Source organism: Clostridiales bacterium, from assembly GCA_015243575.1.
GTDB lineage: Bacteria > Bacillota > Clostridia > Peptostreptococcales > Anaerovoracaceae > Anoxybacterium > Anoxybacterium hadale.
This window is the reverse complement of sequence record CP042469.1, coordinates 4,581,979-4,608,498: the sequence shown is the minus strand read 5'-3', so window position 1 is coordinate 4,608,498 and position 26,520 is coordinate 4,581,979. Positions and strand designations below refer to the sequence as shown.

General features: G+C 43.6%; 39 protein-coding genes and 1 tRNA gene. 3 read left to right on the top strand and 37 right to left on the bottom strand.

Annotation, left to right across the window (positions count from 1 at the left end; all coding sequences use genetic code 11):
• Positions 1-58: 58 nt before the first annotated feature.
• Complete coding sequence (locus FRZ06_20285; GenBank protein QOX65532.1) at positions 59-247, top strand: ferredoxin; 189 nt, start codon at positions 59-61, stop codon at positions 245-247.
• Between the two features lie 367 nt (positions 248-614).
• Here the strand turns inward: FRZ06_20285 and FRZ06_20280 are convergent, their stop codons facing one another.
• Positions 615-1,493, bottom strand: coding sequence for a patatin family protein (locus tag FRZ06_20280; protein ID QOX65531.1), 879 nt, complete (start codon positions 1,491-1,493; stop codon positions 615-617).
• 245 nt (positions 1,494-1,738) lie between these two features.
• Positions 1,739-2,257, bottom strand: a complete 519-nt coding sequence (locus tag FRZ06_20275; GenBank protein ID QOX65530.1) for a hypothetical protein — start codon at positions 2,255-2,257, stop codon at positions 1,739-1,741.
• A gap of 555 nt (positions 2,258-2,812) precedes the next feature.
• Between FRZ06_20275 and FRZ06_20270 the strand changes: the two genes are divergently transcribed.
• Positions 2,813-2,886: transfer RNA gene (locus FRZ06_20270), tRNA-Gly, on the top strand.
• A gap of 402 nt (positions 2,887-3,288) precedes the next feature.
• Here the strand turns inward: FRZ06_20270 and FRZ06_20265 are convergent.
• Complete coding sequence (locus tag FRZ06_20265) at positions 3,289-3,960, bottom strand: M23 family metallopeptidase (protein QOX65529.1); 672 nt, start codon at positions 3,958-3,960, stop codon at positions 3,289-3,291.
• A gap of 285 nt (positions 3,961-4,245) precedes the next feature.
• Between FRZ06_20265 and FRZ06_20260 the strand changes: the two genes are divergently transcribed.
• Positions 4,246-5,496, top strand: a complete 1,251-nt coding sequence (locus FRZ06_20260; GenBank protein QOX65528.1) for an aminotransferase class I/II-fold pyridoxal phosphate-dependent enzyme — start codon at positions 4,246-4,248, stop codon at positions 5,494-5,496.
• A 139-nt stretch (positions 5,497-5,635) separates the two neighbouring features.
• Here the strand turns inward: FRZ06_20260 and trmB are convergent, their stop codons facing one another.
• From trmB to rplB, 34 genes are all read right to left on the bottom strand, one after another.
• On the bottom strand, positions 5,636-6,274 hold the full coding sequence (gene trmB / locus FRZ06_20255; protein ID QOX65527.1) for a tRNA (guanosine(46)-N7)-methyltransferase TrmB: 639 nt from the start codon (positions 6,272-6,274) through the stop codon (positions 5,636-5,638).
• Between the two features lie 19 nt (positions 6,275-6,293).
• Positions 6,294-6,752, bottom strand: a complete 459-nt coding sequence (locus FRZ06_20250; protein ID QOX65526.1) for a L,D-transpeptidase family protein — start codon at positions 6,750-6,752, stop codon at positions 6,294-6,296.
• A 36-nt stretch (positions 6,753-6,788) separates the two neighbouring features.
• Entirely contained in the window at positions 6,789-8,180 is a 1,392-nt protein-coding gene (locus FRZ06_20245; protein QOX65525.1) for a L,D-transpeptidase family protein, read from the bottom strand.
• Between the two features lie 58 nt (positions 8,181-8,238).
• The gene (locus FRZ06_20240) at positions 8,239-8,715 is read right to left on the bottom strand and encodes a QueT transporter family protein (GenBank protein ID QOX65524.1); all 477 of its coding nucleotides are present in this window, start codon (positions 8,713-8,715) and stop codon (positions 8,239-8,241) included.
• Between the two features lie 10 nt (positions 8,716-8,725).
• Positions 8,726-9,550, bottom strand: a complete 825-nt coding sequence (locus FRZ06_20235; protein QOX65523.1) for an energy-coupling factor transporter transmembrane protein EcfT — start codon at positions 9,548-9,550, stop codon at positions 8,726-8,728.
• A 23-nt stretch (positions 9,551-9,573) separates the two neighbouring features.
• A complete protein-coding gene (locus tag FRZ06_20230; protein ID QOX65522.1) occupies positions 9,574-11,343 on the bottom strand; it encodes an energy-coupling factor transporter ATPase in 1,770 nt (589 codons plus the stop codon).
• Positions 11,321-12,085, bottom strand: coding sequence for a hypothetical protein (locus FRZ06_20225; GenBank protein QOX65521.1), 765 nt, complete (start codon positions 12,083-12,085; stop codon positions 11,321-11,323). Before FRZ06_20225 ends, FRZ06_20230 begins: the two co-directional genes overlap by 23 nt.
• Positions 12,086-12,303: 218 nt before the next feature.
• Positions 12,304-12,645: a 50S ribosomal protein L17 gene (locus tag FRZ06_20220; protein ID QOX65520.1), complete on the bottom strand. Its 342-nt coding sequence runs from the start codon at positions 12,643-12,645 to the stop codon at positions 12,304-12,306.
• Between the two features lie 116 nt (positions 12,646-12,761).
• Positions 12,762-13,709 carry a DNA-directed RNA polymerase subunit alpha gene (locus tag FRZ06_20215; GenBank protein QOX65519.1) on the bottom strand — a complete coding sequence of 316 codons (948 nt, stop codon included), beginning with the start codon at positions 13,707-13,709 and terminating at the stop codon, positions 12,762-12,764.
• A 49-nt stretch (positions 13,710-13,758) separates the two neighbouring features.
• A complete protein-coding gene (rpsD, locus tag FRZ06_20210) occupies positions 13,759-14,379 on the bottom strand; it encodes a 30S ribosomal protein S4 (protein QOX65518.1) in 621 nt (206 codons plus the stop codon).
• Between the two features lie 22 nt (positions 14,380-14,401).
• Positions 14,402-14,800, bottom strand: a complete 399-nt coding sequence (gene rpsK, locus FRZ06_20205; protein ID QOX65517.1) for a 30S ribosomal protein S11 — start codon at positions 14,798-14,800, stop codon at positions 14,402-14,404.
• Positions 14,801-14,814: 14 nt separating this feature from the next.
• On the bottom strand, positions 14,815-15,186 hold the full coding sequence (gene rpsM / locus FRZ06_20200; protein ID QOX65516.1) for a 30S ribosomal protein S13: 372 nt from the start codon (positions 15,184-15,186) through the stop codon (positions 14,815-14,817).
• A gap of 579 nt (positions 15,187-15,765) precedes the next feature.
• Complete coding sequence (gene rpmJ, locus FRZ06_20195; protein ID QOX65515.1) at positions 15,766-15,879, bottom strand: 50S ribosomal protein L36; 114 nt, start codon at positions 15,877-15,879, stop codon at positions 15,766-15,768.
• 127 nt (positions 15,880-16,006) lie between these two features.
• On the bottom strand, positions 16,007-16,225 hold the full coding sequence (gene infA / locus FRZ06_20190; protein ID QOX65514.1) for a translation initiation factor IF-1: 219 nt from the start codon (positions 16,223-16,225) through the stop codon (positions 16,007-16,009).
• A 147-nt stretch (positions 16,226-16,372) separates the two neighbouring features.
• Positions 16,373-17,122, bottom strand: coding sequence for a type I methionyl aminopeptidase (map, locus tag FRZ06_20185; GenBank protein ID QOX65513.1), 750 nt, complete (start codon positions 17,120-17,122; stop codon positions 16,373-16,375).
• Positions 17,119-17,769 carry an adenylate kinase gene (locus FRZ06_20180; GenBank protein QOX65512.1) on the bottom strand — a complete coding sequence of 217 codons (651 nt, stop codon included), beginning with the start codon at positions 17,767-17,769 and terminating at the stop codon, positions 17,119-17,121. Before FRZ06_20180 ends, map begins: the two co-directional genes overlap by 4 nt.
• 59 nt (positions 17,770-17,828) lie before the next feature.
• Positions 17,829-19,106, bottom strand: coding sequence for a preprotein translocase subunit SecY (gene secY, locus FRZ06_20175; GenBank protein QOX66026.1), 1,278 nt, complete (start codon positions 19,104-19,106; stop codon positions 17,829-17,831).
• A 7-nt stretch (positions 19,107-19,113) separates the two neighbouring features.
• Complete coding sequence (locus FRZ06_20170) at positions 19,114-19,554, bottom strand: 50S ribosomal protein L15 (protein QOX65511.1); 441 nt, start codon at positions 19,552-19,554, stop codon at positions 19,114-19,116.
• Between the two features lie 18 nt (positions 19,555-19,572).
• Positions 19,573-19,758: a 50S ribosomal protein L30 gene (gene rpmD, locus FRZ06_20165; protein QOX65510.1), complete on the bottom strand. Its 186-nt coding sequence runs from the start codon at positions 19,756-19,758 to the stop codon at positions 19,573-19,575.
• Between the two features lie 13 nt (positions 19,759-19,771).
• The gene (locus FRZ06_20160) at positions 19,772-20,278 is read right to left on the bottom strand and encodes a 30S ribosomal protein S5 (protein ID QOX65509.1); all 507 of its coding nucleotides are present in this window, start codon (positions 20,276-20,278) and stop codon (positions 19,772-19,774) included.
• Between the two features lie 18 nt (positions 20,279-20,296).
• The gene (locus FRZ06_20155; GenBank protein QOX65508.1) at positions 20,297-20,662 is read right to left on the bottom strand and encodes a 50S ribosomal protein L18; all 366 of its coding nucleotides are present in this window, start codon (positions 20,660-20,662) and stop codon (positions 20,297-20,299) included.
• Positions 20,663-20,677: 15 nt separating this feature from the next.
• Positions 20,678-21,226, bottom strand: coding sequence for a 50S ribosomal protein L6 (locus FRZ06_20150; protein ID QOX65507.1), 549 nt, complete (start codon positions 21,224-21,226; stop codon positions 20,678-20,680).
• Positions 21,227-21,240: 14 nt separating this feature from the next.
• The gene (gene rpsH / locus FRZ06_20145) at positions 21,241-21,639 is read right to left on the bottom strand and encodes a 30S ribosomal protein S8 (protein ID QOX65506.1); all 399 of its coding nucleotides are present in this window, start codon (positions 21,637-21,639) and stop codon (positions 21,241-21,243) included.
• 32 nt (positions 21,640-21,671) lie between these two features.
• Positions 21,672-21,857 (bottom strand): type Z 30S ribosomal protein S14, encoded by a 186-nt coding sequence (locus FRZ06_20140; GenBank protein ID QOX65505.1) that lies wholly within the window; start codon positions 21,855-21,857, stop codon positions 21,672-21,674.
• A 10-nt stretch (positions 21,858-21,867) separates the two neighbouring features.
• Positions 21,868-22,413 carry a 50S ribosomal protein L5 gene (gene rplE, locus FRZ06_20135; GenBank protein QOX65504.1) on the bottom strand — a complete coding sequence of 182 codons (546 nt, stop codon included), beginning with the start codon at positions 22,411-22,413 and terminating at the stop codon, positions 21,868-21,870.
• Between the two features lie 21 nt (positions 22,414-22,434).
• Complete coding sequence (locus FRZ06_20130; protein QOX65503.1) at positions 22,435-22,740, bottom strand: 50S ribosomal protein L24; 306 nt, start codon at positions 22,738-22,740, stop codon at positions 22,435-22,437.
• A gap of 15 nt (positions 22,741-22,755) precedes the next feature.
• Complete coding sequence (gene rplN / locus FRZ06_20125) at positions 22,756-23,124, bottom strand: 50S ribosomal protein L14 (GenBank protein ID QOX65502.1); 369 nt, start codon at positions 23,122-23,124, stop codon at positions 22,756-22,758.
• A gap of 17 nt (positions 23,125-23,141) precedes the next feature.
• The gene (rpsQ, locus tag FRZ06_20120) at positions 23,142-23,408 is read right to left on the bottom strand and encodes a 30S ribosomal protein S17 (protein ID QOX65501.1); all 267 of its coding nucleotides are present in this window, start codon (positions 23,406-23,408) and stop codon (positions 23,142-23,144) included.
• Positions 23,409-23,426: 18 nt separating this feature from the next.
• A complete protein-coding gene (locus FRZ06_20115; protein QOX65500.1) occupies positions 23,427-23,630 on the bottom strand; it encodes a 50S ribosomal protein L29 in 204 nt (67 codons plus the stop codon).
• Positions 23,630-24,064, bottom strand: coding sequence for a 50S ribosomal protein L16 (gene rplP, locus FRZ06_20110; GenBank protein ID QOX65499.1), 435 nt, complete (start codon positions 24,062-24,064; stop codon positions 23,630-23,632). The genes FRZ06_20115 and rplP overlap by 1 nt, the downstream gene beginning before the upstream one ends.
• A 26-nt stretch (positions 24,065-24,090) precedes the next feature.
• Positions 24,091-24,996, bottom strand: coding sequence for a 30S ribosomal protein S3 (gene rpsC, locus FRZ06_20105; GenBank protein ID QOX65498.1), 906 nt, complete (start codon positions 24,994-24,996; stop codon positions 24,091-24,093).
• A 26-nt stretch (positions 24,997-25,022) separates the two neighbouring features.
• The gene (locus FRZ06_20100; GenBank protein ID QOX65497.1) at positions 25,023-25,355 is read right to left on the bottom strand and encodes a 50S ribosomal protein L22; all 333 of its coding nucleotides are present in this window, start codon (positions 25,353-25,355) and stop codon (positions 25,023-25,025) included.
• Positions 25,356-25,375: 20 nt separating this feature from the next.
• Complete coding sequence (rpsS, locus tag FRZ06_20095) at positions 25,376-25,660, bottom strand: 30S ribosomal protein S19 (protein QOX65496.1); 285 nt, start codon at positions 25,658-25,660, stop codon at positions 25,376-25,378.
• Between the two features lie 22 nt (positions 25,661-25,682).
• A complete protein-coding gene (gene rplB / locus FRZ06_20090) occupies positions 25,683-26,516 on the bottom strand; it encodes a 50S ribosomal protein L2 (GenBank protein ID QOX65495.1) in 834 nt (277 codons plus the stop codon).
• Between the last annotated feature and the right edge of the window lie 4 nt (positions 26,517-26,520).

Below are 26,520 nucleotides of genomic sequence, written 5' to 3'. Positions count from 1 at the left end.
ATCGTCCATCCTTTGACATAATATTCAATATAAATTAGTTTCTTCAGGAGGGTTAGTTATGAAAGCGAGAATTGATCGTGACGGCTGTATCGGCTGTGGCCTTTGTCCTTCCATCTGTCCAGAAGTGTTTCAGATGGCTGATGATGGGTTGGCAGAAGTAATCGTGGAGGACGTTCCGGCTGATGCGGAAGGTACTGCAGTTGAAGCACAGGAAAATTGTCCCGTATCTGTAATCTTTGTAGAATGATACAGGAATTGACAGTGAAGAATCGGATCTGTCAATCAAGTCATACGTAATCAAAAAACCGGAGTTTCCTTGTGGATATCTCCGGTTTTTTAATGCTCCAACGCCCGTGCAGACGAACGACTCCATAATATAATCCACAGAAATTTCTTTTACACAATATCAATTCACGGTTTTGCCAACACATTTTTCAACAGGCATAAAACGTGTATTTTTAAGGTTTTATATTCTTTTCCACATGATTTCAGAAATTGTATACAATTCTATGCACATTAGCCTGTGGATAATCCAAACCTAGTACACCGTTGATATTTCAATGCTCATTATCCTTTTTCGACAGGATTCTACAGATTTTATCCACAGCCTGTTGTTAGTATTTCAGAAATTCCTTCCATGCAGGCAAGTCCCGCTTTCCTTGTTCATACCCCAACCGATAGCTCTCTTTTAATTTTGAATAATTGACTTCACGGTTCGATACCGGCATAGTCTCAGGATATACAAGAAATGCTTTGCCCTCTTTTTCAAGTGCTTCCAGTTCGTCCAGCGTGCTGTTATATGAGTTGTGTCGATCCAGCATTGCTTCGGCAACCATCGGGTATTTCCGATAGATACTCTTTATAGCGCCTTGATACTTAACCGGCGTCTTCCTATAGCCCTTTGGTCGGGTCAGGATAACAAAAAATTTTTTTAGACCGTCTGTCTTCGCAATATCCAAAGGGATGCCTCCTCCCAGGCCACCGTCCACGTAATAACAATTATCATAGTAAGTGGGTGGCATAAACACGGGCATTGAAGAAGATGACCTTACGATTTTCGCCAAATCCGGAATGCTTCTGATGTCATGCTTTGAGAAATATCTCATCTCACCGGAGTCACGGTCAAATGCTCCAATGCGAAGCCGTGCTGGATTCTCTAGAAAAGTTTGCATATCAAAGGGCAGAGCTGCTTCCTGATAGGGTGTCTCCTCATAGATATACTTTGCTCTGAAAAATCCCTCACCTCGAACGAAGGAGTGCCAACCCCCAAATTGAGGATCCAAAACCAAATCGACAAAAGAGCGCTTTGCTCGCTGAGTATCCCGCGATAGATAGTTTACGCTGTGGCTGGACCCCGCTGAAATCCCCGCTACATAATCAAAATACAGCTCATTCTCCAAGAGGTTGTTGAGAAAACCTGCTGTATAGCTCGCTCTCATCCCGCCACCTTCAAAGATGAGTGCTGTCTCTTTAATATTATTTTGAATCGTCATTTCACCACTTCCTTACCAGAGCTTGTCTTATTTCATCCCATTAGTAGATGTTTAAGGATAATATTTCCTTTTTAGTTTACTACTTTTCTGATTGAAAATCATCCCTTTTTATCATTGATATCCATTCCCAAATTCAATTCAGCAATCAGTCCACTTGATATCGTCTGCCTCAGCAGTGCGTAATATCGCAAAGGCATTCCATTCGGAATGCCTTACATTGCAGTATTCAGCATGACGGATATGGTCTATGCGACGCGATAGATCAACCACTGGACGTTGATTAAAGTTAGTGCTACAGTCATACCATCCGCATTATAATACAGCTGCAAAACGTCCCCTGCATCTAAATTCATTAATCCAGTGGCAGTAGCGGAACCACCGCCAAGCACTGCTCTGATTGTCAGCTGTACCAGACCCAGATCTAAATTCAGATTCACAATTGGAAACTGCCCTGCTGCAAGCGTTGCGGCGGGTGTGGATGTCCGCCGGATCTCAAGTGCTGGATTAATGTCTGCACTTAGCGTGGCTGAAATTGCAGCATTCGTATTATAATTCAAGTTTGCCTGCATCTGATAGATTCCTGCCGTTGGCACAGTATAATATCCTGTCGTAGCATTGAAGTTCGAACTGCTGAAAAATGGATCCGAGGCGTTAAATGCTGTAATTTGTGAATTTGCAGATACAGCGAGAGATGACTTTACCGCAGAAAAACCCTCTGTTGTTACATTAGGAAATAATCCAACAATCTCATATAATTCATTCATAATTTTCACATCTGTTTCTATTTTAAATTTTCTGCATTCTGCTTTGGAGAATATCCCCAATGTGAATCATGCCGCCTGGACATTGCCAAAGCAAAGTTAAGGACTGAAGTGCGCAGCACCATTTTATTTCGTAAAACCAAGCACCCGCCTCTCGTTTTAGTATATTCATTGTCCGCATCTTTTGCTTCAACCTTTTCAACAGATGTTATTATTTAGAATTTCAATGATTATAGTGGTTATCCACACGTCCAAAAAAATTGTATACAATTCTATCCACTTCGCCTTGTGTATAACTTTCACTTCTGTAATCCTTGCGATTGCAGGGTTTTATGGAAATATTCAATTCCCTTTTTTAAATTTATCCACAGGTTGGGGAAATCTACCCTTTTATCGTCAATCATCCATGGAAGTTTCAGCTCGTCTTCGGCTTCCTCTAATATCTTCTGTTCTTTAGGTTCTATGACATCAGAATATCGAATGAAATTGAATTGTAATACTTGCTTTTTGGATTCAATTGAGGTATCATTTTATTCGCAGGTTAAATAGGATCAACGTGCGGGTGTAGTTCAATGGCAGAACACCAGCTTCCCAAGCTGGATACGGGGGTCCGATTCCCCTCACCCGCTCCAAAAAAAAGGTATTCTGAAATGGAATGCCTTTTTTATTTCTGTCAGGAGGGGAATCGGAGCCGAAAGGGCATCGAGCGTTAGGAAAACCATCGTGGATGGTTTTTAGCGAGATGGTCCAAGCATGCGAGCAGAATTAAGGACTAAAAAAACATGCGAGGCAGCTGCAAATTCCCCTCACCCGCTCCAAAAAAAAGGTATTCTGAAATGGAATGCCTTTTTTATTTCTGTCAGGAGGGGAATCGGAGCCGAAAGGGCATCGAGCGTTAGGAAAACCATCGTGGATGGTTTTTAGCGAGATGGTCCAAGCCTGTGTTCAGGCGCAGGACGGCAGATGCGAGCAGAATTTCTTTTGAAAAAAGTTAGACCGCAGACTCTCTATTCTGAAAATCTGCGGCCTATGGATTATCTAATATAGCTGCTAGGATCGATCGGAATACCGTCTTTCAGCACTTCAAAATGTAAATGTGGAGTCTCTAAACTCTCAAACAGTGAAGAGCTTCCAACACCGCTGATGGCTTGTCCTTTTTTGACAACATCTCCCTCACCGATCATTTTTGTTGTACTTAAATTAGAATATCTTGTTACAATTCCGTCGCCATGTGCAATCTCAATGGTAATTCCCAACTTGTCATCATTATATACCTTTGTTATGGTTCCATCTCCCGCAGCCAGCACCGGGGTGTCTGTAGGAGCCTCAATGTCTACTCCGGTATGAACAATAAATTGATCCAGTGTAGGAGAATAGATTGGCACATCCTTTGAAAACTCTTTTACTACCTTTCCCTCAAGGGGTACTGTAAAGGAAGTTGCCTTTTTCTCTTTTGTTCCCGGAGTCTCAGCAGGCTCTGGTTTCTGCGCAGTACTGTCAATAGTCGGTACTGGCTTTACTACATCCTGCCCCCCCTGATCAATCATATTATCGTCTTGTGCAATATTAATATTATCGTCATCATCAAGATTCAGTTGATCAAAATTGGATTTCATTGTGAAAATCGACGCAATCGCAACTACACAGAAGCAAAGAACAAGTGCAACAGCTACTCTGTCATTTGGTTTTTTAGGATTCAATCGCATATAAAACACCTCCAACAGTATTATTTCCTTCTTTCCTGGAATTCATACTTTCGGAGGTTTTGATTCACATTATTTTTATTGAAATCTTTTGAGTATAACAAGCTTGTCTTTATTTCTTATCAAAATAATCGTGAGAATTACAAAATTGAGTACAAAAATACAGTAGAACCGGGGAATTTGCAAATATATCACATAATTTATCGTAAAAAAAGAAATAATTCTCGCATATATTAAATCTATCTGCTATAATGTTCTTCATATAAATTAAGGTAGGTGAGTATTTAGATGTCGAATTACAAAATGGCTGAAGCCAATAATAGGGTGATCCCTGTTGAAGATAAGATATTCGGTATTAATCAAAAGGCAAAAGAAATGATCGCAAAGGAAGGCGCTGATAAAGTTGTCAATGCAACCATTGGCTCTCTTCTTGATGATGATGGTAATCTGGTCATCCTTTCCTCTGTTGTAGAGGTGCTTAAAGGGCTGACTCCCATAGATTATGCGGATTACGCTCCCATTTCGGGGACGCCGGATTTTATCAAGGCGATTAAAAAGGCTGCTTTCGGCAGCTACGTACCGAAAGCATATACAGAAGCGATTGCGACACCGGGAGGTACCGGTGCAATCCGAAATACGATACAGAATTATTCCAAGCGAGGAGATAAAGTTCTGACTTCAGATTGGTTCTGGGCCCCATACAGCACCATTGCGCAGGATATTGAACGATCCATTGTTACGTATACCCTCTTTGATGAAAACGGAAGTTTTAATTCCGCTTCTTTTGAAAGTAAGGTTAAGGAACTTCTTGGAAGCCAAGACGGTCTGGTTATCATACTGAACACCCCGGCTCACAACCCCACAGGTTATAGCTTTACCAAGGACGATTGGTACAGCATTCTCAGCATTGCGAAAGCTGCAACCACAGATCCTACAAAGAAGATTACACTGCTGGTGGATGTAGCCTATGTGGATTATGCAGGAGACGAAGAGGAATATAGAAAGTTCTATCCTTTGCTTGAGGATCTCCCCTCCAACATTCTGGTTGTCATTGCTTACAGTCTGTCTAAGAGTTACACGATGTACGGAATGAGAAGCGGTGCCATGATCTGTATGACATCGGAGAAGGAAATTGCCGACGAGTTTAAGACAGTCTGCTCGTTCTCAAGCCGAGGAACCTGGTCCAACTGCAACAGAGCTGCTATGGCGACGCTTTCCAGTATTTATGCCGATGAAGAACTTCTTGCCAAGGTAACTTCGGAGAGACAAGGTTATTGCAAAATGCTGGTTCAGCGTGGGAAGGCCTTTCAGAAGGCAGCAAATGAAGTGGGACTAGAAATCGTCCCATTTGATGCAGGCTTTTTCGTATCCATTCCATGTGATAACCCAGATGCGGCAGGAGAAGCCCTTCAGAAGGAAGGAATCTTTGCGGTTCCGCTTGGAAAAGGACTTCGTGTATCTGTTGCATCCATTTCAGAGGAAGTCTGTAAAAAGCTTCCTGCGTCCATTTTAAAGGTACTAAAAACGATTAACGCATAGAAATGTTATCGTGTGATCAGATCAATATTAAACTGCCGATGGAAACATGGCAGTTTTTTTAATGGACTGCGGTCTTCTGTTTTGCTCGCCTAGCAAATCAGCGTTTATTCAGTCATATTTTAAGAATTCGGTTGACAGATTAGGCCTTTACTCTGCAATATTTTATTTTTTTGCCTTCCGTACGGAACTTGTCCTCATACTCGGTGGTCACAGCCTTTGCTGGCAGCGCAGAACCATGGAGATCCTCCGTTGCCTCTAAAAGCTGCATCCCGCAATTTTCAAATTCCAAGCACGCAAAGGCATAAAGCTGTTCATTATCGGTTTTAAACTCGATACAGCCTCCCATTTTTAGCACCTGCTTATATCCTTCCAAGTATCTGCCGTGAGTCAGCCTTCTCTTGGCGTGTCGGTCTTTCGGCCAGGGGTCACTGAAGTTCAGATAGATTCCGGCCAGTTCCCCCTCTTCAAAATATTCGCTGACATCTCGCACATATTCTTTTGTGAAGAAGATATTCTTAAGGCCGCGCTGTTCAGCCTTCTGCAGCGCTCTGAGTACTATAGTTCCGCTGCCCTCAAAGGCAATATAGTTTCTGTCGGGATTCTGCTCTGCAAGAGTGAGAATGAATTGTCCCTTACCACAGCCAAATTCGGCATAAATATCGTTTTCGTTCCCGAATAACTCCTGCCATTTTCCTTTTTGTTTGTATGGTTCAACAATTAAAAAGAGCTGATGCTCTGCTAGTTTTTCTTCTTCGTTTTTTACTTTTCTTTGTCTCATTGTGTTTTTCTTCCTTTATCTATTCGTAAATTTCTACCTCATCACCCAACTCTACCCGATCCCAAAGCCACCTGATATCCTCATCCGCAAGGGCCACACAACCTGCAGTCCAGTCCAGCGCGGTACCCATACCATGGATGCCTATTTTACCTCCCAGCGCCGTCTCCCAGTCCGGACGCTTACCCGCCTCAAGGGCCGTCTTGATTCGGTCAAACTCTTCCTCTGAGATGAGTCCCTCATTGAGTCCTCGCTCTGCATCGGTTAAGTTTGGATAACAGATGCCAAGAAATAAGGTAAACTTGCTCCTTGGATTCTTGGTGCAGATATAATAACTGCCTTCCGGCGTTCTTCCATCTCCGTCACGGAGCTTATTCCCCTTTGGCGAAAAGCCAAGCGCAATTTTAAAAGGCTGTTCCAGAATTCCGTTGTTCCAGAATTCCAGTCTTCTTTCTCCCTTGTAAACTCTGATCAAACGCATAATTGCCCCCCATTCTGAGATCAAAGGGATTTTCCGTCATTCAATGACGATCACGATCGTATTCCCAGGTGTATACCAATCATACAGAAATTTTGCATGGGACGTGTAATTTCTGACACATTTATGTGACAGGGGAACTGTTCCGAGAGTCTTTGAATACTCGATCTTTCCCGGATCAATCCTGCTTCCGTCGCTTGCGAATTTGTAGTTCACCGGCACGCCATGAACATAGGCCCCCCCTGCAAATCTTACTGCATACGGTGCATATCCTTGGATCTTCGTCGTTCCATCCTCATAATAGTAAAATCGCTCTCTCTTTTCCATCGCATAATAATATCCCAGCGGAGTAGGCTGGTGATATGTGCCAACTTTTCCCGTTGTAGCCAGGGTATAGGAAATAACCCTCCATTGGTCACCTATCTTTTCAAAGACGGCTTCATTTTGGTTTTCCCGATCGATAATGATGGCTTTTCCAATTTGGTAAACAGCCGCAGGCATTGCAACATACTGGTTGGGGACAAAGAAGACTTTCTCGTCCTTGACTTGTGCGACTCTTGTATACTCGCTTCCCGTAGACAAGATGCGAACCAGGGTTCCATCACCCAGATAACTAAATTCACTCAGGTCGGCTGGATTTGGATAGCCGGGAGCACTCTGACTTCTGCGATTTCCGCCGTTATCCTGATCCTTGCCCTTATATTTGGGTGCATTCCCTTTTAGATTATGATAATTATTAATATAGGTCAGCGGTCCTGCCGCAAAGGCCTTTTCCGCCTTCTGAACGGCCAGATCCATCTTGTTGAATTGAAATACCCGTTTCGTAACTGCATCCGCACTGACAAAACCAAACTTCTGCTGATCCTTATCATTCCAAGTTACATGATACCATAAGCCATCATTGGTTATGGTCTCTAAGTAATTTAACTTTTCATTCTGCCCGGCAGTCCGAATCACCGGTTCTGCCCCGCCTGGGCCGGATCTGATTTTCGCTCCGTTATTTAAAACTGCAAGATACAGGTAGGTAAGCGGATATTGATCGTATTTCAGTTCAAATGTGACATCGGGCTCTAAAATTTCATCGGTGACGTCCTTTAGGCCTTCATCCTTGTCTATGGCTGAATCCGTCGGTTCCTTTGAGCTGTCTACATGATTTGGCGGCAACTCTGCACTGCCCCCTGCGGCGGCGCCTTCCCCTTGAGTACCGCTGCTGACTGCGCTCTGCGAAGAACCTGCATCCCCTTGCTTTCCTTCGGATTTTAGTGAATTTCCATTCCCATTTGCCGCTTCAATGGTTCCGTTGATTTCCGGCCCGACGATGAGCACAAAAAGCAACACCGAAAGCAACGACAAGACCAGAATGGTCAGCCGAAGATTCTTCTGCATGGTATTCCCCCCTATGATTTCATAAACTGCTGTCCGTTTTCCCATTGCAGCTAAAGCTGCGGAAAGGCATAGCCTAAGACAGTATATGAAAATTTGAGCCGCGTTATTGCAGCTCAAATATCTTTTTATATTTTTTTAGGTATCTCAGCAAAGGATATCCTACTGCATAGCATGCAACCAGTTCCCCCAACGCTACCCAAAGAATACAAGCCGTCAGCGAAAACGGGACGGAATAAGCATAATAGAGCATTCCCCCAATTAGGACGCCATTGGCGATTACCGGAGGCAGTGGGACTAACAAAGGTCTGCGCCTCAGCAAGTAGGAGAACAACGCCGCAATCAGCGTGGCACCGCTTCCAATTACCATATCCAAAATCCCATATGGACTGATCATATTGGAGACTAGGCAGCCAATAAAAAGACCCGGTATCGCCGCAGGTGTAAAAAACGGCAGTATGGTAAGCGCTTCCGATACTCTGATCTGCATTACACCATAGCTAAGCGGCATTAAAACCAGTGTTAATGTTGCATAAACAGCAGCTATCACTGCAGCTTGAAGCATGAATTTTGTACTTTTCATATCAATCCTCTTATAGGAAACGGATCAGCCAATGGAATAGTCCTTGTGACTGTGCGATGATAAGCACAAGGTAAAGAGCAATAAGTACACTGGCAGCCGCATCCTTCTTTTTTAATTTCATACCGTTCATTCTCGTCCTATGACTGCCTCCGCGATAGCACCGTGCTTCCATCGCCATAGCAAGATCCTGTGCAATTCTAAATGCACTGATAAATAGCGGTACAAGCAGCGGAATCAGGCTTTTGGCTCGATTGATCAAATTCCCGCTTTCAAAATCCGCGCCTCTGGCCATCTGCGCCTTCATGATTTTATCAGTCTCTTCGAGAAGTGTCGGGATAAACCGGAGCGCAATAGTCATCATCATAGCGAGTTCATGTGCTGGAACACCTATTTTCTGAGCAGGGCTCAATAGCTTTTCAATCCCGTCGGTCAAATTGATCGGTTTCGTGGCAAGGGTCAGCAGCGAAGAACCGATGATCAACAGCACAAGACGGCTTCCCATAAATAGTGCGTTATAAAGGCCTTCTCTTGTAATAGTAAGAAAGCCCAGCGTCAAAAGCGGAGTCCCCTTGGTCATAAACATATTAATAGTAAAGGTAAATACAATGATCAGGAAGATGGGTTTTAAGCCTTTCAAAATAAACTTAAGCGGAACAGCGGATACTCCAATAATCAGCGCCAGCGTAAGAAGTACAGGAATATAGCCCCAAAAATCGCGGATTACAAACAGCGATATTATATAGACAAACGTCCATATGATCTTAATTCTGGCATCCAACCGGTGTATCCAGGAATCTCCCGGATAATACTGTCCTAAAGTGATATCACGTATCATATATGAATCATCCAATCAAATAATTATTTTCTGTTTTGCATGAGCAAATGCAGTTCTTCTTCTGCTGCTTCAATTGTTAGGATATCATGCGAAACCTCTATGCCTCTTTCTCTAAGCGCCTTCATCAGCTCCGCTGCCGGCGGCAATCCCAGCCCGAGGGTTTCCAGCCGATCCGCATTGGCAAACACCTCAGTCGGAGTTCCCATGAGAGCAAGCCTTCCTCGATCTAAGACGAGAACCTTATCAGCAAGACGAGCGATATCTCCCATATTATGAGATACAAGAAGAATACTGATATTTTCTGCAGTGTGAATCGTTTCAATCATTTTTAGAATATCAGCATGAGCTTTTGGGTCCAAGCCTGCAGTTGGCTCGTCCAAGATCAGGATTTGGGGCTTCATCGCAATGACTCCCGCAATCGCCACTCTTCTCTTTTGACCTCCAGACAATTCAAATGGTGATCGCTGAGCGATCTCCTCGTAGTTCAATCCCACCAGTCCTATTGCTTCAACAACCCGCTTATCTGCCTCTTCCTGAGTCAGTCCTAGGTTCAGCGGACCAAAGGCAACATCCTTGTGAACGGTTTCCTCAAAGAGCTGATATTCCGGATACTGAAAAACCAGTCCAATCTTCCGTCTGATCTCTCTCATGGTGATGTCCCTCGCCGTTATATCAATATCATTGATCACAATGCTTCCGGACTTGGGTTTCAGAAGGCCGTTCAGATGCTGTATCAAAGTCGATTTGCCCGAACCGGTATGCCCAATGATACCAACGAAAGATCCCCGTTCTATTCGGAAGCTGATATCCTTTATTGCGGCAGACTCATATGGCATGCCCTCACTATAAATATGAGTAAGATTCTTTACTTCAATCACAGGCTTTCCATCCGTTGCAGCAGCAGTATTTTCACCGTTCGGCCTTGGATGCTCTTTCATCCCTTTGAAGGGTATTACAGCTCTTTCTGCGATATAGTCTGCCAAATCGTCTGATCCGATGATGCTTCCAGGAATCTCAATTCCCCGTTTTCTAAGGCGGTGCGCCACATCTACTGCAAAGGGAACATCAAGACCAAGCTGCTTAATTTCTTCTGCATGGCCGTACACTTCTTCCGGAGTTCCATCCAAGATAACCCGCCCCTGTTCCATAATAATCACGCGATCAGCTCTTGCTGCTTCATCCATAAAATGTGTGATGAGAAGAATGGTAATCCCTTCCCGATTGAGCTTTTCAATAATCTCCATAACCTCTGCACGGCCATGGGGGTCAAGCATTGCGGTAGGTTCATCCAGAATGATACATTCTGGACGCATTGCAATCACACCGGCAATCGCAATCCGCTGTTTCTGTCCTCCGGAAAGCAGGTGCGGTGCTTTTTTCCGTTCCTCATACATATTGACGGCATACAGGGAATCATCAACCCGACGTCTTATTTCCCCAGGTTCTATTCCCAGATTCTCCGGGCCGAACGCCACATCATCTTCAACGATTGTTGAAACCAGCTGGTTATCGGGATTTTGAAAAACCATTCCTGCGGCCTGGCGGATCTCCCACAACTTGGATTCATCTGTCGTATTGTAGCCCTTTACATAAATAGCCCCACCACTCGGAAGCAGCAAGGCATTGATATTTTTCGCCAGTGTGGATTTACCGGATCCATTTTTCCCGATGATTGCGGTAAAGCTTCCTCGCTTCACATCAATGCTGACATGGTTGACAGCATATACCGGTTCCAGCTGATCCTCTCTCCTATATTGATATACCAGATCATCAATCTTGATCATTTCGTTCATCTACTTGAAAAACTCTCTTTCCTGATTCCGACACCAGCCAATCACAGGCATCGAAAAATTGTTTACTTGCTGCTTTATCATTATAATCCAGTGTAAAATTTATACTCTCCAGATATGTAAAATACTCAGAAAGTGCCCAAGTTGTCGCAGCTTTCGGATATTTGCGCATATATGACAAATATGCCAATTTTGCAGACTCTGAAAACGCATGGGTCTTATAATCAAAAATAGGTGTTCCGTTGGTTCCCATCACTAGAGTAATCACGTAATTGGAATACATCCAGCTTAGGTCTTCCCTGATCTCTTTATAGGTCTTGTTCTCTTGAATAAATGCATCCAAATCGTAAGTTCTCTGAAGCAACTCTTCCCAGCTAATTTTAAGTACTGTATCTACAACCATTGGGTTCAGCTGTTCTTGTTCTTTCAGCTGATATAATTCGCTTAGGGAAGGCGTAATAAACTTCTCGTATTGAGAGAGCCATTCAGTATAGTTAACCCCCTCAGGATTTGTACCTTCGATATATTGTTCAAGACGAATCACCATATCATCAGCATATTCATCATCGACTTTGGGCAAATACTGTTTCAGATATGCGTCAGCAGCGTTAATCGTCACTTCTGAAGCAGGCTCCTCAAGCATGGTCAAGAAATCACCCAATATCTTCTCTTGGTTTTGTCGACATCCTGAGAATGTCCCTATGATCAATAAACTGATCAAAATGCCAGCTGCCCCTTTTTTCATTTTTATTCGACCTCCAAACGAAACGCACCCCTGCCTGATGCACTTTATTATAACCCATTAAAGGCTTAAATTCAACTCTATAAGGGAAATGTATCAATCTATCCAAAATTCTATCAATTCCTACATTTTCTATTGATAGAAAATCTCCAATTAGGATTTATCATAATAAAAAAGACTGTGCAACCAGGTCACACAGTCTCATAATTTATTGATTTTATTTATACAAGCTCCAGGAATACCACTTCTGCGTTGTCCCCCTGACGAGGTCCCAACTTGAGGATTCTGGTATATCCACCATGTCTTTCTGCATACTTTGGAGCGATTTCATCAAAGAGCTTTTTCACTACATCTTCGTCATAAACGTAAGAAAGTACCTGTCTCTTTGCATGTAAGTCGCCGCGCTTTGCAAGGGTGATCATCTTTTCAGCTGCTCTTCTTGCTTCCTTCGCTCTGCAGTCAGTTGTAGTGATACGGCCTTCTCTAAAAAGATCCGTCACAATATTTCTAAGCATTGCTTTTCTGTGTGCAGTTGGTCTGCCTAATTTTCTGTAACCTGGCATTGTTATTCCTCCTTTGCTAAGATTCTGCGCGCTTTATCCACCATACCTCGTTGTATAATTCAACAACCGAATGGGTTCAATTTCTAACAAGGCATTGTAAATGTGAACAAGTGCTCCTAGTCGTCGCTCGGTTTAAGACCGAGGCCCAATTCTTCCAGTTTATGCTTTACTTCATCCAGTGATTTTTTGCCAAGGTTTCGGACCTTCATCATATCATCTTCCGTTCTATGAGTAAGCTCCTCCACCGTGTTGATAGCTGCACGCTTCAGGCAGTTGAATGAGCGTACGGAGAGTTCCAGTTCTTCGATGGTCATTTCAAGCGCCTTTTCCTTCTGGTCTTCTTCCTTTTCAACCATGATTTCCATGGACTCCATACTATCGGTCAGATCAATGAACAGTTTCAAATGCTCCTGCATGATCTTAGCGCCTATGGAGACACCTTCTTCCGGCGTAATGCTTCCGTCGGTCCAGATTTCCAGAATGAGCTTGTCATAGTCGGTGACCTGTCCTACTCTCGTGTTTTCAACAGTGAAATTCACTTTACGAACAGGAGTATAGATGGAGTCAACCGGTATCACAGCGATCGGCATGGATTCGGTTTTATTCTGATCTGCTGGGACATAGCCTCTTCCTCTTGCGATGTTGATTTCCATTACAAGGGTAGCATTCTCTTCGAGAGTCGCAATGTGCAGATCGGGATTAAAGATCTCCAGGTCGCTGTCGGCAATGATGTCGCCGGCTGTTACCGTTTTCGGTCCTACTGCATTGATGATAACTCTCTTTGAATTTTCTCCGTTGATACGGACCGCAAGTTTTTTAAGATTCAGGATAATTTCCGTAACATCTTCTTTGACTCCCGGTATTGTGGAAAACTCATGAAGTATCCCGTCGATTTTGACTGAAGTAACGGCAGCGCCAGGCAGAGACGAGAGAAGGATTCTTCTCAGGCTGTTGCCCAGAGTTGTTCCATAGCCTCTTTCAAGCGGTTCTACGACAAATTTGCCGTAATTTTCGTTTTCGTCAGAATAAAAGCATTCAATTGTTGGTTTTTCGATTTCTATCACTCAAAACCCTCCTTTATTTACTCAATCGCAGTTAAGCTGTCAGGCTATCTTACTTTGAGTACAACTCAACGATGAGGTGTTCTGCGATAGGAGTATCGATATCTTCTCTTCTCGGCAGAGTAACAACCTTACCCTCAAGTTTTTCTACATCAACAGTAATCCATGAAGGTACACTGATTGACATATCCTTTATCTCCTTGAACTTTGGAGAAGATGCGCTTTTTTCCTTCACTTTTATAGAATCACCGGCTTTTACTGCAAATGACGGAATATTTTCTTTATGTCCGTTTACAGTAAAATGTCCATGTCGAACGAGCTGTCTTGCTTCTTTTCTGGAGGAAGCAAATCCCATTCTGAACACAGCGTTGTCTAATCTAGTTTCTAACATAATAAGCAGGTTTTCACCTGTAATTCCCTTTTTCTTAGCAGCCTTATCGAAGTAATTTCTGAACTGTGTCTCAAGAACTCCGTAGAATCTCTTTGCCTTTTGTTTTTCTCTCAGCTGTACGCCGTACTCAGAGATTTTCTTTCTGCTCTGTCCATGCTGTCCGGGCGCGTAATTTCTTTTTTCAACAGCGCATTTGGGGCTGTAACATCTTTCGCCCTTCAGGAACAGCTTCTGGCCTTCTCTTCTGCATAATCTGCACGAAGCATCCGTATATCTTGCCATTTTTAATTACACCTCCCTTTAATTAAACTCTTCTTCTCTTTGGTGGTCTGCATCCGTTGTGCGGAATCGGGGTGATATCTTTAATAAGATTGATTTCAAGTCCCGCTGCCTGCAATGCTCTGATAGCAGCTTCACGACCGGAACCAGGTCCCTTTACATAAACCTCTACCATCTTAAGACCGTGCTCCATAGCACCCTTAGCCGCTTCTTCAGCTGCCATCTGAGCAGCAAAAGGAGTGGATTTTCTTGAGCCCTTGAAGCCAAGTGATCCAGCGCTTGACCAGGATAAAGCATTTCCGCTGAGGTCTGTAAGAGTTACCAGAGTATTGTTAAAGGTGGATTGGATATGAGCCTGACCACGTTCAATGTTCTTTCGTTCTCTTCTCTTTTTTCTAACTGTTTTCTTTACAGTTTTAGCCATTTTCCGTTACCTCCTTACTTCTTCTTCTTTCTTCCTACAGTCTTCTTCGGACCTTTTCTGGTTCTTGCGTTTGTCTTGGTTTTCTGACCTCTTACAGGCAATCCTCTTCTATGACGAATTCCTCTGTAACAGCCGATTTCCATGAGTCGTTTAATATTCAGGGAGATTTCTCTGCGAAGATCTCCTTCTACAACATATTCTGTGTCAATGATCTTTCTGATGGTACCAGCTTCGTCCTCAGACAGATCCTTAATTCTTGTGTCTGGGTTGATTCCAGCTTTTGCGAGTATCTCTAAGGAAGTAGGTCTGCCTATTCCGTAAATATACGTTAGTCCAATCTCTACTCTTTTATCTCTTGGTAAGTCGACACCCGATATACGAGCCATAAGTTATCCTCCTTACTTGCATACTGAATTTTCTCTTGTGAAAATTTGTTTGCTGATTTTAGAATTATTTATCTGGAATACCATTTGAGGTAGTTTTCTTATCTCACGATAATAAAACACAGCCGCTCCCCCAAGGGTTGTTCCTTATGCTTTGTTACCGCCTTACTATTTGAGAAGGCAAACTTTAATAGACTAGCTATACGAAATGATAGCAATCTGCCAAATACTCAAATCCGCAAACAATTATAGCTCGCTGAGATTGCGTCTAATTGATTGTTGCCCAAAAAAGCGAAATAATTACACATAGATTTCGAGAAATTTCCTAAATTTTGGGTAATTTCTCGATTGATCACAATATTTTAATTTTACCACAATTGCAATCGAATTTCATCAACTAGTTGCTGGGAACATCAATTTTTTTCTGACTAACACTACCCTGCCCCTATATTGACTCTATCTTTGCGCAGTTTTCTTCGGAAACCGTAAAACCATTCCTGATTTTGATGCAAAGCATCAAAATATCAGGTGGTTTTGAGGAAATACTTATTACAGTGCGGTTCTCGAGAAAACATTTCTTCTTTAGCCTTGTGTCTGCTTGTGCTTGGGATTTTCACAAATAATCATGACCTTCCCATTTCTCTTAATAATTTTGCACTTTTCGCAGATCGGCTTAACGGAAGCTCTAACTTTCATTTTTTCTTCCTCCTTGATTGTGCGTTCAGTCCTTAATTAGTTTATCTTAACTCGGCAAGTGATATGTTTCATCCTTGAACCGATTGTTCTCAGCTTCGGCATTTGCAGGAAAAACATTTCACGAGCCTTATTTATCTCTCCATGTAATTCTGCCTCTGGTGAGATCGTAAGGTGATAATTCAACCTTAACGCGATCACCCGGCAGAATTCTGATGAAGTTCATTCTTATTTTTCCTGAAATGTGCGCCAGTACTTCGTACCCATTTTCCAGCTTGACAATAAACATTGCATTTGGCTGAGCTTCCAACACGGTACCAAATACCTCTATGACATCTTTTTTTGCCATATATTACACCTCTCTTTGCTTGTTAATTTTTCAAAATACATTGTCACTGGCTCTCTCGTACTCGCTTACGTATGTTATACGTGCACTGCGTACTCAATCGCTGTTTCTCGTCTTTTGAAAAATCACCTGCGCAACACTTAATATGGTTTACGCAAGCGTTAAAAGCTCTGGCTCACCATCAGTGATAACAACAGTATTTTCATAATGAGCGGAAAGTTTCCCATCAACGGTGACTACTGTCCAGTTGTTTTGAAGGACCTCGACCTCGTAGTCTCCCTGATTGATCATGGGTTCAATTGCGAACACCATGCCGGCAGCCAGCCGCGGACCTCTGCCCGGTTTTCCATAGTTGGGAATCTGGGGTTCTTCATGCATCGCCCTGCCAACTCCGTGTCCTACAAAATCCCGAATGACAGAAAATCCTTCCGCTTCCGCTTTTCTTTGAATCGCCGCGGAAATATCGGAAAGCCGATATCCCACTTTACAAAACTTCAGTCCTTCGAAAAAACTTTGTTCTGTAACAGTAATCAGCTTTTGTGCCTCCGGGCTGATTGTTCCTACCGGATAGGTTCTAGCCGCGTCACTGACATAACCTTTATAGGTGCTGCCCACGTCAACACTGACAATGTCACCTTCCTTCAAAAGTTTCTTTTCTGAAGGGATGCCATGAACCACTTCCTCGTTTACTGATACACAGGCACTCGCCGGATACCCATTATACCCTTTAAAGCTGGGGATCATCCCGTGCTTCAAAATAGTACTCTCGACAAATTCGTCGATTTCTTTCGTGGACATTCCTGGGCGAACCATATTTGCAAGTTCCGATAGAATAAATGCGGTGACCTTTCCGGACTCTCTCATGATATCAATTTCCTGTTGTGATTTGATGATAATCATTTCTGATCTCCTATTGCACTCACAATGCCATCAAAAACCTCGTCAAGTCCTTTGCTACCGTCGACATATGCGATGTTGCCTAACGTTTCATAATAGGCCACAAGGGGTTCTGTCAATGCGGTATAGACTTCGATGCGATTTTCAACCGTTGCCGCAGTGTCGTCAGATCTCTGATAGAGAGCTCCTCCGCAAACATCACAGATTCCTTCCTTCTCAGGGGGCATATTGATGACATGATAACTGGCTCCGCAATTTCTGCAAACTCTTCTTCCAATTAGTCTCATCATCAGTACTTCCTTGTCGATATCGATATCGAGCACCTTATCTATGGAAAGGTTTCTTTCATCTAAAAATTTATCCAGCTGTTCCGCCTGGTTTACTGTCCTTGGAAAACCATCCAGTAGAAAGCCGTTCTTGCAGTCTTCCTCTATCAGGCGTGCTTCCGCAATCTCTAAAACTAGATTATCAGGAACGAGTTCACCTTTGTTCATGTATTCTTGCGCCTTAATGCCTAATTCTGTGCCCTCTTTGATGTGACGTCTGAATATGTCACCGGTTGAAATGTGAGGGATTTTATATTCCTGACATATCCTGGCTGCTTGAGTACCCTTACCGGCACCTGGGGGGCCGAGTAGTATAAGTCTCATTCTCAAGATCCTCCATGCAAATCCTCATAACAGGAAATCTGCAATGCAGATTTCAGCTGCTATTTGAGGAACCCTTGGTAATTTCTCATAACCATTTGCGATTCTAGCTGTTTCATTGTGTCAAGTGCGACACCGACTACGATGAGCAGTGACGTTCCGCCAAAGCTAACGTTCATTGGTGTCAGGTGGCTGATCAGGGTCGGCAGCGTCGCAATGAAAGCAAGGAAAACAGCCCCAACAAATGTGATTCTGGTCATTACTTTATTTAAATATTCAACTGTAGATCTACCGGGTCTGATTCCGGGGATAAATCCCCCGTTGGCTTTCATATTATTCGCTACTTCCATAGGATTAAAAGTAACCGCTGTATAGAAATAGGTAAAGAACATGATTAGTATAACATTAAGCAAACCATAAATCCATACGCCCGGATTTCCCTGCAGCGAAAACCACTTCTGTACAAAGGCGGTGAAATTACCACCGCTTGGCAGGAAGTAGGTTACCGTCAGAGGGAACTGCAGTAGTGACAGAGAGAAAATAACCGGAATTACGCCGGCTTGATTCACCTTCATCGGAATGTGGGTGCTCTGTCCTCCGTACATTTTTCTTCCAACAACACGCTTTGCATACTGTACTGGAATTCTTCTCTGTCCCTGCTGGATGAGAATGATTCCAACAATTACGATCAGTGCAAAGACAACAAACAGGATGATTGTTACAACGCCCAATTCTCCAGCCTTAAACTGTACCCATCCCTGATGGAATGCGGTTGGAATACGGGATACAATACCTGCCATAATGATCAGGGATATGCCGTTTCCAATGCCGTTTTCGTTGATCTGCTCACCGAGCCACATCAGGAATGCGGTACCAGCGGATAGCGTCAAAACAATAACGGTGATAGAGAAAAGGTCTTTGCTGACAACCGCCTGGCGGAACAGTCCCACGGAAAGTCCGATGGCCTGAACAAACGCCAAAACGACGGTGAGATATCTCGTATATTGAGCGATCTTCTTTTTTCCTTCAGTTCCTTCCTTTGCTAGAGCCTCCAGGCTGGGCACCGCGATGGTAAGAAGCTGTAAAATAATAGAGGCCGTTACATAAGGAGTGATGCTCAAAGCAAAAATTGTGAAATTGCTGAACGCCCCTCCTGAGAACAGGTCAAACAGGCCAAACAATCCTGTATTGCCGCTGAAAACTTCCTTAAGGATAGCTCTGTCAATACCGGGCACGGGAATGTTTGAGCCAAGTCTGAAAACTAAAAGCATTAACAATGTGAAGATGATCTTTTTTCTGATATCCGCGATCTTCCACGCCTGGGCGATTGTTTTTATCATGCTCATCTTAGATCACCTCTGCCTTTCCTCCGGCTTGTTCGATCTTCTCTATAGCAGTTTTACTAAACTTGTGAGCCTGTACGGTTACATTCTTTTCAAGGTTTCCTTCTCCAAGAATCTTAATTCCGTCGACAACCTGCTTTGCTAATCCCTTCTCCTTAAGAAGTTCGGGAGTTACTACAGTGCCTGCTTCGAATATATTTAAGTCATCTACATTCAAAATGACATATTCCTTTTTCCAGATGTTGGTGAATCCTCTCTTTGGGATTCTTCTGTATAAAGGCATCTGGCCGCCTTCGAAACCAAGTCTGGTTCCGCCGCCGCTTCTGGAGTTCTGCCCGTTCATACCTCTTCCGGCGGTCTTACCCTGTCCGGTAGCGGTACCTCTGCCCTTTCTCTTAGGCTTTCTGGTGGACCCTTCTGCAGCTCTTAATTCATGCAGTTTCATTTCTCAACACCTCCAATCTTACACTTCTTCTATTTGTAAAAGATGCTTTACTTTTTCTACCGCTCCGCGTGTCTGAGGGGTGTCAGGACGTTCTACCGTCTGATTCAGCTTTCTGAGTCCCAACGCTTCGACTACTTTTCTCTGAAGTGGGGAAGCGCCGATGACACTTTTCTTTAATGTGATTTTAATCATTTTATCTGCCATTTACGTCTCCTCCTTATCCTAGTATTTCTTCTTTCGTTTTTCCTCTGAGTCTTGCGATCTGTTCAACAGTCGTAAGGCTTTTCAGTCCTTCGATGGTAGCGTAAGCCATATTACCCGCATTGTTTGATCCGATAGATTTTGCTCTTACGTCTTTAATGCCAGCAAGTTCCAGTACAGTACGTACTGCGCTTCCTGCGATTACTCCTGTACCGGGAGCAGCAGGCATGATCAGAACCTGCCCTGCGCCGAAAATTCCCAGCGATCTGTGAGGAATCGTCGTTCCTACGGTAGGAACATAGATCAATTTTTTCTTAGCATCTTCGATTGCTTTTCTTACGGCCTCAGGAATTTCCTGAGCTTTTCCAAGACCAACGCCTACATAGCCTTCGCCGTTTCCGACTACTACGGTTACGCTGAATCTGAAGTTTCTTCCGCCTTTAACAACCTTGGCAACACGTCTGATGTTAACGATGGATTCCTTTAAGTCAAGCTTGGATGCATCTATCATATTCTGTCGCATTCCTTTTCTCCCTTCCTGTTAGAATTTCAGGCCGGCTTCACGTGCTCCGTCAGCCAGCTCTTTTACTCTTCCGTGATATAAGAATCCGCCTCTGTCAAAGGCCACAGTATCGATTCCCTTTTCAAGTGCTCTCTTTGCCACAGCTTCTCCAACCAGCTTTGCAGCTGCCTTGTTTCCGCCATATGCAGCCTGTGCCTTGATGTCCTTGTCAAGGGTGGATGCAGCAGCCAGCGTTGTTCCGCTGACGTCATCTATAATCTGAACGGAGATATTTTTAATGCTTCTAAAAACACAAAGTCTTGGTCTTTCAGGAGTTCCGGACAGGTTTTTTCTGACTCTTGCGTGTCTGGCCAAACGTCTATCTGTTCTACTCTCTTTTGCCATTTATCTCACTCCTTCCTATTTCTTCTTACCGCCGGTCTTGCCTTCTTTTCTGCGGATGATTTCGCCAGCGTACTTAATTCCCTTGCCCTTATATGGCTCAGGCTGTCTCCACTTTCTGACGTTTGCCGCATAGTTTCCAACAAGTGCCTTGCTGATACCTCTGATAATGATTTCAGTTGGGGTTGTAACCTCAGTCTGAATTCCATCAGGGTCTACCATTTCGATAGGATGTGAGTAACCCAGGTTCATTACAAGGGTATTTCCCTTTTTCTCGGCTTTGTAACCAACGCCTACCATCTGGAGTTTCTTCTCGAATCCGGTGGTTACGCCTGTTACCATATTGTTGATCAGCGTTCTGGAAAGTCCGTGAGCGGATCTTGCTTCCTTAACGTCGGAATCTCTGGTAACGGTGAGTACACCTTCATTGATCTCTACTTTTATTAACTTGCTGATCTGCTCCTGCAGTTCGCCTTTCGGTCCTTTTACAGTAACAACATTGCTGTCGCTTACCTTGACCTCTACGCCGGCAGGAAGAGCAACAGGCAGTCTACCTATTCTTGACATCTTCTATTTCCTCCCTACCAAACATAGCAAATAACTTCGCCGCCTACGCCCAGTTTTCTGGCTTCCTTGTCGCTGATGATTCCATTTGAAGTGGAAATAATTGCGATTCCAAGTCCTCCCAGTACTTTTGGCACCTCGTCGCTCTTGGCATATACCTTAAGCCCCGGCTTAGAAATTTTCTTGATACCACTAATAACGCGTTCTTTGTCTGCACCGTATTTCATGAAAATCTTGATGGTGCCCTGTTTATCGTCCTCTATAACGTCAAACCCTTTAATGTAGCCTTCTGCAGTCAGAATTCCCGCGATGGATTTTTTCATCTTGGACGCAGGAATCTCAACGGTCGCATGTCCTACAGTATTGGCATTTCTGATTCTTGTTAGCATATCTGCTATAGGATCTGTCATGGTCATTTTTGAAGTACCTCCTTCCTATTTACTATCATTTACCAGCTTGCTTTCTTAACGCCTGGAATTTCACCTTTGTAAGCCAGTTCTCTGAAACAGATACGGCATATACCAAATTTTCTCAAAACCGAATGCGGTCTTCCGCAAATTCTGCATCTTGTATATGCGCGCGTTGAAAACTTAGGTTTTCTAGCCTGTTTTATTTTGAGAGATGTCTTTGCCATTTGTTCCCTCCTATTTCTCGAACGGCATTCCCAGGAACTCGAGAAGAGCCATCGCTTCTTCGTCTGTCTTTGCCGTTGTGGTGAATACGATATTCATACCTTTGATTTTGTCTACCTTGTCAAAGTTGATTTCAGGGAAAATAAGCTGTTCTTTGATTCCCATAGAGTAATTTCCTCTGCCATCAAATGAATTCTTGCTCACTCCTTTGAAGTCTCTTACTCTAGGAAGAGAGATGTTGAAGAATTTGTCTGCAAACTCATACATGCTGTCTCCTCTTAAGGTAACCTTAGCTCCGACAGACATTCCCTGTCTTAACTTGAAGTTTGCAATAGACTTCTTTGACTTTGTAACAACCGGTTTCTGACCGCTGATTAAGGAAAGTTCTTCCACTGCAGTCTCCATCAGCTTGGCGTTGTCCTTTGCATCTCCAAGACCCATGTTAATGGTGATCTTCTCGAGCTTCGGCACTTCCATAACGTTCTTATATTTGAACTTTTCCATTAAAGCGTTAAATGTTTCACTTTTAAAAGTTTCTCTTAGTCTAGCTGCCAAGATTGTTCCCTCCTTTCAAACTAATTAGTCGATTACCTGACCTGTTTTCTTGGATACTCTCTTTTTCTTTCCGTTCTCAAGTTTGTATCCGATTCTTGTCGGGGCTTTCGCCTTGCTATCATAGAACATTACATTTGAAACATGGATGGGACCTTCCTGATGCTTAATTTCAGCTTTCAGTGTTCTCGTTTGTTTCTGGTGCTTTGTCTGGATGTTAATTCCCTCTACGATAACTTTTTCTTCTGTCGGCATTGCTCGCAGAACCTTGCCTTTTTTTCCTTTATCCTTACCGGTAATAACCATTACCGTATCGTCTTTCTTAATATGCATCTGTACACCTCCCCACTAAAGTACTTCTGGTGCCAATGACACGATTTTCATAAAGCTCTTTTCTCTAAGCTCCCTGGCTACTGGCCCGAAAATACGAGTTCCAACAGGATTCTTATCTTCCTTTATAATAACCGCTGCATTCTGGTCGAACTTGACATAGCTTCCGTCAACTCTTCTGGCGCCATGCTTTGTTCTGACAACAACAGCTTTCACAACGTCGCCCTTTTTGACAACTCCGCCCGGAGTCGCTTCTTTTACAGCGCACACGATGATATCGCCTATGTTCGCATAGTGACGGCTTGTTCCCCCCAGTATGCGGATACACAATAATTCTTTCGCGCCTGAATTGTCAGCTACTCTTAATCTGCTTTCCGGCTGAATCATGACTGGTGCCTCCTTTACTATTTAACTTTTTCCATTACGTTTACAAGTCTCCATCTCTTATCCTTGGAAAGAGGTCTTGTTTCCATAATTCTTACTTTATCACCGATGTTGCACTCATTATTTTCATCATGAGCCTTAAACTTCTTGGTTCTCTTTACAGATTTTCCGTAAAGGGAATGTCTTACGAAGTCTTCGACAGCAACAACGATTGTCTTATCCATCTTATCGCTGACAACTAAGCCAACCTTGGTTTTTCTTCTGTTTCTATCTTGAATATCCAACATATTACATCCTCCTTTCGATTATCCTTGAACCTTCTTCAGCTCTTTTTCTCTGATTATGGTCTTCACGCGTGCGATTTCTTTCTTGACATCCCTCATTTTAATGGGGTTTTCAAGCTGACCTGTTACGTGCTGGAATCTCAGATTAAAGAGTTCATTCTTCAGCTTCTTTACTTCAGCAGTCAGTTCGACTTCTGTCATTTCTCTCATCTTTTCAATCTTCATTACGCTTCACCACCCTCTGCAATTTCCTGGCCTTTGATGGCAAACTTGCTCTTTACGGGAAGCTTGTGGGATGCAAGCCGCATAGCTTCTCTAGCAGCAGCCTCCGACACGCCCTCGATTTCAAACATGACTCTTCCCGGTTTTACTACTGCTACCCAGTACTCAGGAGCTCCCTTACCGGAACCCATTCGGACTTCAGCAGGCTTCTTTGTTACTGACTTGTGCGGGAAAATCTTTATAAATACTTTACCACCTCTTTTGATAGATCTGGTCATCGCAATACGAGCAGACTCTATCTGATTTGAAGTGATCCAACCACATTCCTGTGCAATCAGGCCATACGCACCGTAAGTAATCGTGTTACCCTTGGTGGCAATGCCCTTCATTCTTCCTCTGTGGACTCTACGACGTTTCACTCTTTTTGGCATTAACATCGCTGTCTTCCTCCTTTCTCTATCGCTTATTCTGTTGCTTCAGCTACTGGGGCTTCTGCCTGTGCTTCCTGTGGAGCGGGAGCAGGTGCCGCTGCGGGCTTCGGAGTTCTGGTTCTTGGGTTTACAGCTCTCTTTTCTTCCGGTCTGCTTTCACCTCTTGGGCCATTTCTATCGTCTCTTCTTGGCCTGTCACCATCTCTTCTTGGCCTGTTGTCACCATCTCTTCTTGGTCTATTATCGTTTCTTCTTCTGTCTCCGCCTCTTTCCGGCTTATCTTCAGGAATCGGACTCTTCAGGCCCTTCTCAAGAATTTCGCCGTGGTTGATCCAGACTTTAACTCCAATTTTACCATAGGTTGTATTTGCTTCAGCAAATCCATAATCTATATTGGCTCTCAGCGTATGGAGCGGAACATTTCCTTCGCTATACTTTTCGCTTCTGGCGATTTCGGCGCCGCCTAATCTTCCGGAAACAAGAACCTTGACTCCCTTGGCATTCGCTTTCATGGTTCTTCCGATTGCCTGCTTCATAGCTCTTCTGAAGGAAATTCTCTTTTCCAGAGCCTGAGCGATGCTTTCAGCTGTCAGCTGTGCGTCGAGCTCGATTCTTCTGATTTCTACAATATTGATCAGCGTGCTCTTGCCGGTAAGTTTTTCAACCTCAGCCTTGAGCTCGTCGATTCCATTGCCGGATCTGCCGATAACCATACCGGGTTTCCCAGTGAGAACGGTTATTTTAACCTGATTGTTTGCTGCTCTGTCAATTAATATCTTTGAAATTCCGGCTGCATAGAGTCTCTTCTTAACAAATTCTCTGACCTTATGGTCTTCTACGAGATAATCTGCGAAATCTTTTTTATCTGCATACCATTTGGAATCCCAGTCTTTTATAATGCCCACTCTCAATCCATGTGGACTTACTTTCTGACCCATTCAACGAACCTCCTGTTCTGAATATTTTATCTTTCCTTTAAAGTAACGCCTACGTGGCTGCTTCTCTTTAGAATAACGGATGCTCTGCCCTGCGCTCCGGCTCTCCATCTCTTCATTGTGGGTCCCTGGTGGGCATAAACTTCAGCTACATAGAGCTTGTCAACGTTCATGTCGAAATTGTTCTCAGCGTTTGCTGCAGCTGATTTAACAACCTTCTCAACGATTTCAGCGCCCTTTCCGGGTGTGAATTTTAATATGGTCAGCGCCTCGCCTAAGTTCTTTCCTCTTACCAGATCGGTAACAGGCTTCAGCTTGATAGGAGACATCCTTACATATTTTGCAACTGCTTTTGCTTCCATTGATTAAGATCCTCCTTTACTTATTTTTTCTTAACTTTCGAAGACTTGTCTGCGGCATGACCTCTGTAGTTTCTGGTAGGAGCGAATTCTCCGAGTCTGTGTCCAACCATGTCTTCAGTGATATATACCGGAACGTGCTTTTTTCCGTCATGCACCGCGATTGTGTGTCCCACCATCTGCGGGAATATAGTTGATGGCCTTGACCATGTTTTCAGAACTTTCTTTTCGTTGGTTGCGTTCAAGCCATCAATGACCTTGAGCAACTTTTCATTTACAAAAGGGCCTTTTTTTAGTGATCTTCCCATTTTTTCTGCTTCCTCCCTTCAACTATTTTTCGTTACGTTTCTTTACGATATATTGATTTGACGGTTTGTTCTTCTTTCTTGTCTTATATCCAAGAGCAGGCTTACCCCAAGGAGTAACCGGGCTAACTCTACCAATACCGGTCTTTCCTTCTCCACCACCGTGCGGATGGTCGTTCGGATTCATTACGGAACCTCTGACAGTAGGTCTGATACCCATATGTCTTTTTCTTCCGGCTTTACCGATCTTGATATTTTCGTGATCCAGATTTCCAACTTCGCCGATAGTAGCTCTGCACTCGATTCTGATTCTTCTCACTTCTCCGGAAGGAAGTCTTACGGATGCGTAGTTGCCTTCTTTCGCCATGAGCTGAGCGCCGTTTCCAGCAGAACGAACCATCTGTCCGCCTTTTCCAGGTTTGAGCTCGATGTTGTGGATGATGGTACCAACAGGGATGTTCTTCACTGGAAGTGCATTTCCTATCTTGATATCAGCATCAACTCCTGATACGAGCACATCGCCGACTTTCAGCTTGTTCGGTGCGATAATATATCTCTTTTCGCCGTCAGCATAAACGATCAGTGCGATGTTAGCGCTTCTGTTTGGATCGTATTCGATGGTTGATACCGTTCCCGGGATACCATCTTTCGTTCTCTTGAAATCGATGATTCTGTATTTAGCTCTTGTGCCGCCGCCTCTGTGTCTTACGGTGATCTTACCGCGAACGTTTCTTCCCGCGTTTTTCTTTAATGTAACCGTAAGAGACTTTTCCGGGGTACTTGTTGTGATTTCTTCAAAAGTTGAAACCGTCATTCCTCTTAATCCAGGAGTGGTCGGATTATACTTTTTAATTCCCATATCT

Coding starts and splice junctions, on each gene's coding strand:
- FRZ06_20130 (QOX65503.1), bottom strand. CDS start 22,740: ATGCATATTAAGAAAGACGATACGGTAATGGTTATTACCGGTAAGGAT.
- FRZ06_20230 (QOX65522.1), bottom strand. CDS start 11,343: ATGAACGAAATGATCAAGATTGATGATCTGGTATATCAATATAGGAGA.
- rpmJ (QOX65515.1), bottom strand. CDS start 15,879: ATGAAAGTTAGAGCTTCCGTTAAGCCGATCTGCGAAAAGTGCAAAATT.
- FRZ06_20275 (QOX65530.1), bottom strand. CDS start 2,257: ATGAATGAATTATATGAGATTGTTGGATTATTTCCTAATGTAACAACA.
- FRZ06_20265 (QOX65529.1), bottom strand. CDS start 3,960: ATGCGATTGAATCCTAAAAAACCAAATGACAGAGTAGCTGTTGCACTT.
- rpsK (QOX65517.1), bottom strand. CDS start 14,800: ATGGCTAAAACTGTAAAGAAAACAGTTAGAAAAAAGAGAAGAGAACGA.
- FRZ06_20240 (QOX65524.1), bottom strand. CDS start 8,715: ATGAAAAGTACAAAATTCATGCTTCAAGCTGCAGTGATAGCTGCTGTT.
- secY (QOX66026.1), bottom strand. CDS start 19,106: ATGATAAAAACAATCGCCCAGGCGTGGAAGATCGCGGATATCAGAAAA.
- rpsM (QOX65516.1), bottom strand. CDS start 15,186: ATGGCTCGTATATCGGGTGTCGACTTACCAAGAGATAAAAGAGTAGAG.
- FRZ06_20245 (QOX65525.1), bottom strand. CDS start 8,180: ATGGGAAAACGGACAGCAGTTTATGAAATCATAGGGGGGAATACCATG.
- map (QOX65513.1), bottom strand. CDS start 17,122: ATGATTATCATCAAATCACAACAGGAAATTGATATCATGAGAGAGTCC.
- FRZ06_20155 (QOX65508.1), bottom strand. CDS start 20,662: ATGGCAAAAGAGAGTAGAACAGATAGACGTTTGGCCAGACACGCAAGA.
- trmB (QOX65527.1), bottom strand. CDS start 6,274: ATGAGACAAAGAAAAGTAAAAAACGAAGAAGAAAAACTAGCAGAGCAT.
- FRZ06_20100 (QOX65497.1), bottom strand. CDS start 25,355: ATGGAAGCAAAAGCAGTTGCAAAATATGTAAGGATGTCTCCTATCAAG.
- rpsH (QOX65506.1), bottom strand. CDS start 21,639: ATGACCATGACAGATCCTATAGCAGATATGCTAACAAGAATCAGAAAT.
- FRZ06_20170 (QOX65511.1), bottom strand. CDS start 19,554: ATGAAACTGCATGAATTAAGAGCTGCAGAAGGGTCCACCAGAAAGCCT.
- FRZ06_20225 (QOX65521.1), bottom strand. CDS start 12,085: ATGAAAAAAGGGGCAGCTGGCATTTTGATCAGTTTATTGATCATAGGG.
- rpsC (QOX65498.1), bottom strand. CDS start 24,996: ATGGGTCAGAAAGTAAGTCCACATGGATTGAGAGTGGGCATTATAAAA.
- FRZ06_20150 (QOX65507.1), bottom strand. CDS start 21,226: ATGTCAAGAATAGGTAGACTGCCTGTTGCTCTTCCTGCCGGCGTAGAG.
- FRZ06_20180 (QOX65512.1), bottom strand. CDS start 17,769: ATGAGACTTATACTACTCGGCCCCCCAGGTGCCGGTAAGGGTACTCAA.
- rpsQ (QOX65501.1), bottom strand. CDS start 23,408: ATGTTGGATATTCAAGATAGAAACAGAAGAAAAACCAAGGTTGGCTTA.
- FRZ06_20115 (QOX65500.1), bottom strand. CDS start 23,630: ATGAAGATTGAAAAGATGAGAGAAATGACAGAAGTCGAACTGACTGCT.
- infA (QOX65514.1), bottom strand. CDS start 16,225: ATGGCAAAAAAAGATGTCATAGAGGTATTTGGTACCGTGTTGGAAGCT.
- rplP (QOX65499.1), bottom strand. CDS start 24,064: ATGTTAATGCCAAAAAGAGTGAAACGTCGTAGAGTCCACAGAGGAAGA.
- rpsD (QOX65518.1), bottom strand. CDS start 14,379: ATGGCAAGATATACGGATGCTTCGTGCAGATTATGCAGAAGAGAAGGC.
- FRZ06_20140 (QOX65505.1), bottom strand. CDS start 21,857: ATGGCAAAGACATCTCTCAAAATAAAACAGGCTAGAAAACCTAAGTTT.
- FRZ06_20220 (QOX65520.1), bottom strand. CDS start 12,645: ATGCCAGGTTACAGAAAATTAGGCAGACCAACTGCACACAGAAAAGCA.
- rplB (QOX65495.1), bottom strand. CDS start 26,516: ATGGGAATTAAAAAGTATAATCCGACCACTCCTGGATTAAGAGGAATG.
- FRZ06_20260 (QOX65528.1), top strand. CDS start 4,246: ATGTCGAATTACAAAATGGCTGAAGCCAATAATAGGGTGATCCCTGTT.
- rpmD (QOX65510.1), bottom strand. CDS start 19,758: ATGGCAGATAAAATGATTAAAATCACATTAAAGAAAAGTGTCATCGGC.
- FRZ06_20250 (QOX65526.1), bottom strand. CDS start 6,752: ATGCGTTTGATCAGAGTTTACAAGGGAGAAAGAAGACTGGAATTCTGG.
- FRZ06_20280 (QOX65531.1), bottom strand. CDS start 1,493: ATGACGATTCAAAATAATATTAAAGAGACAGCACTCATCTTTGAAGGT.
- FRZ06_20285 (QOX65532.1), top strand. CDS start 59: ATGAAAGCGAGAATTGATCGTGACGGCTGTATCGGCTGTGGCCTTTGT.
- rplN (QOX65502.1), bottom strand. CDS start 23,124: ATGATTCAGCCGGAAAGCAGATTAAGAGTAGCTGACAATTCAGGCGCG.
- FRZ06_20160 (QOX65509.1), bottom strand. CDS start 20,278: ATGCGACAGAATATGATAGATGCATCCAAGCTTGACTTAAAGGAATCC.
- rpsS (QOX65496.1), bottom strand. CDS start 25,660: ATGGGAAGATCACTAAAAAAAGGCCCTTTTGTAAATGAAAAGTTGCTC.
- FRZ06_20235 (QOX65523.1), bottom strand. CDS start 9,550: ATGATACGTGATATCACTTTAGGACAGTATTATCCGGGAGATTCCTGG.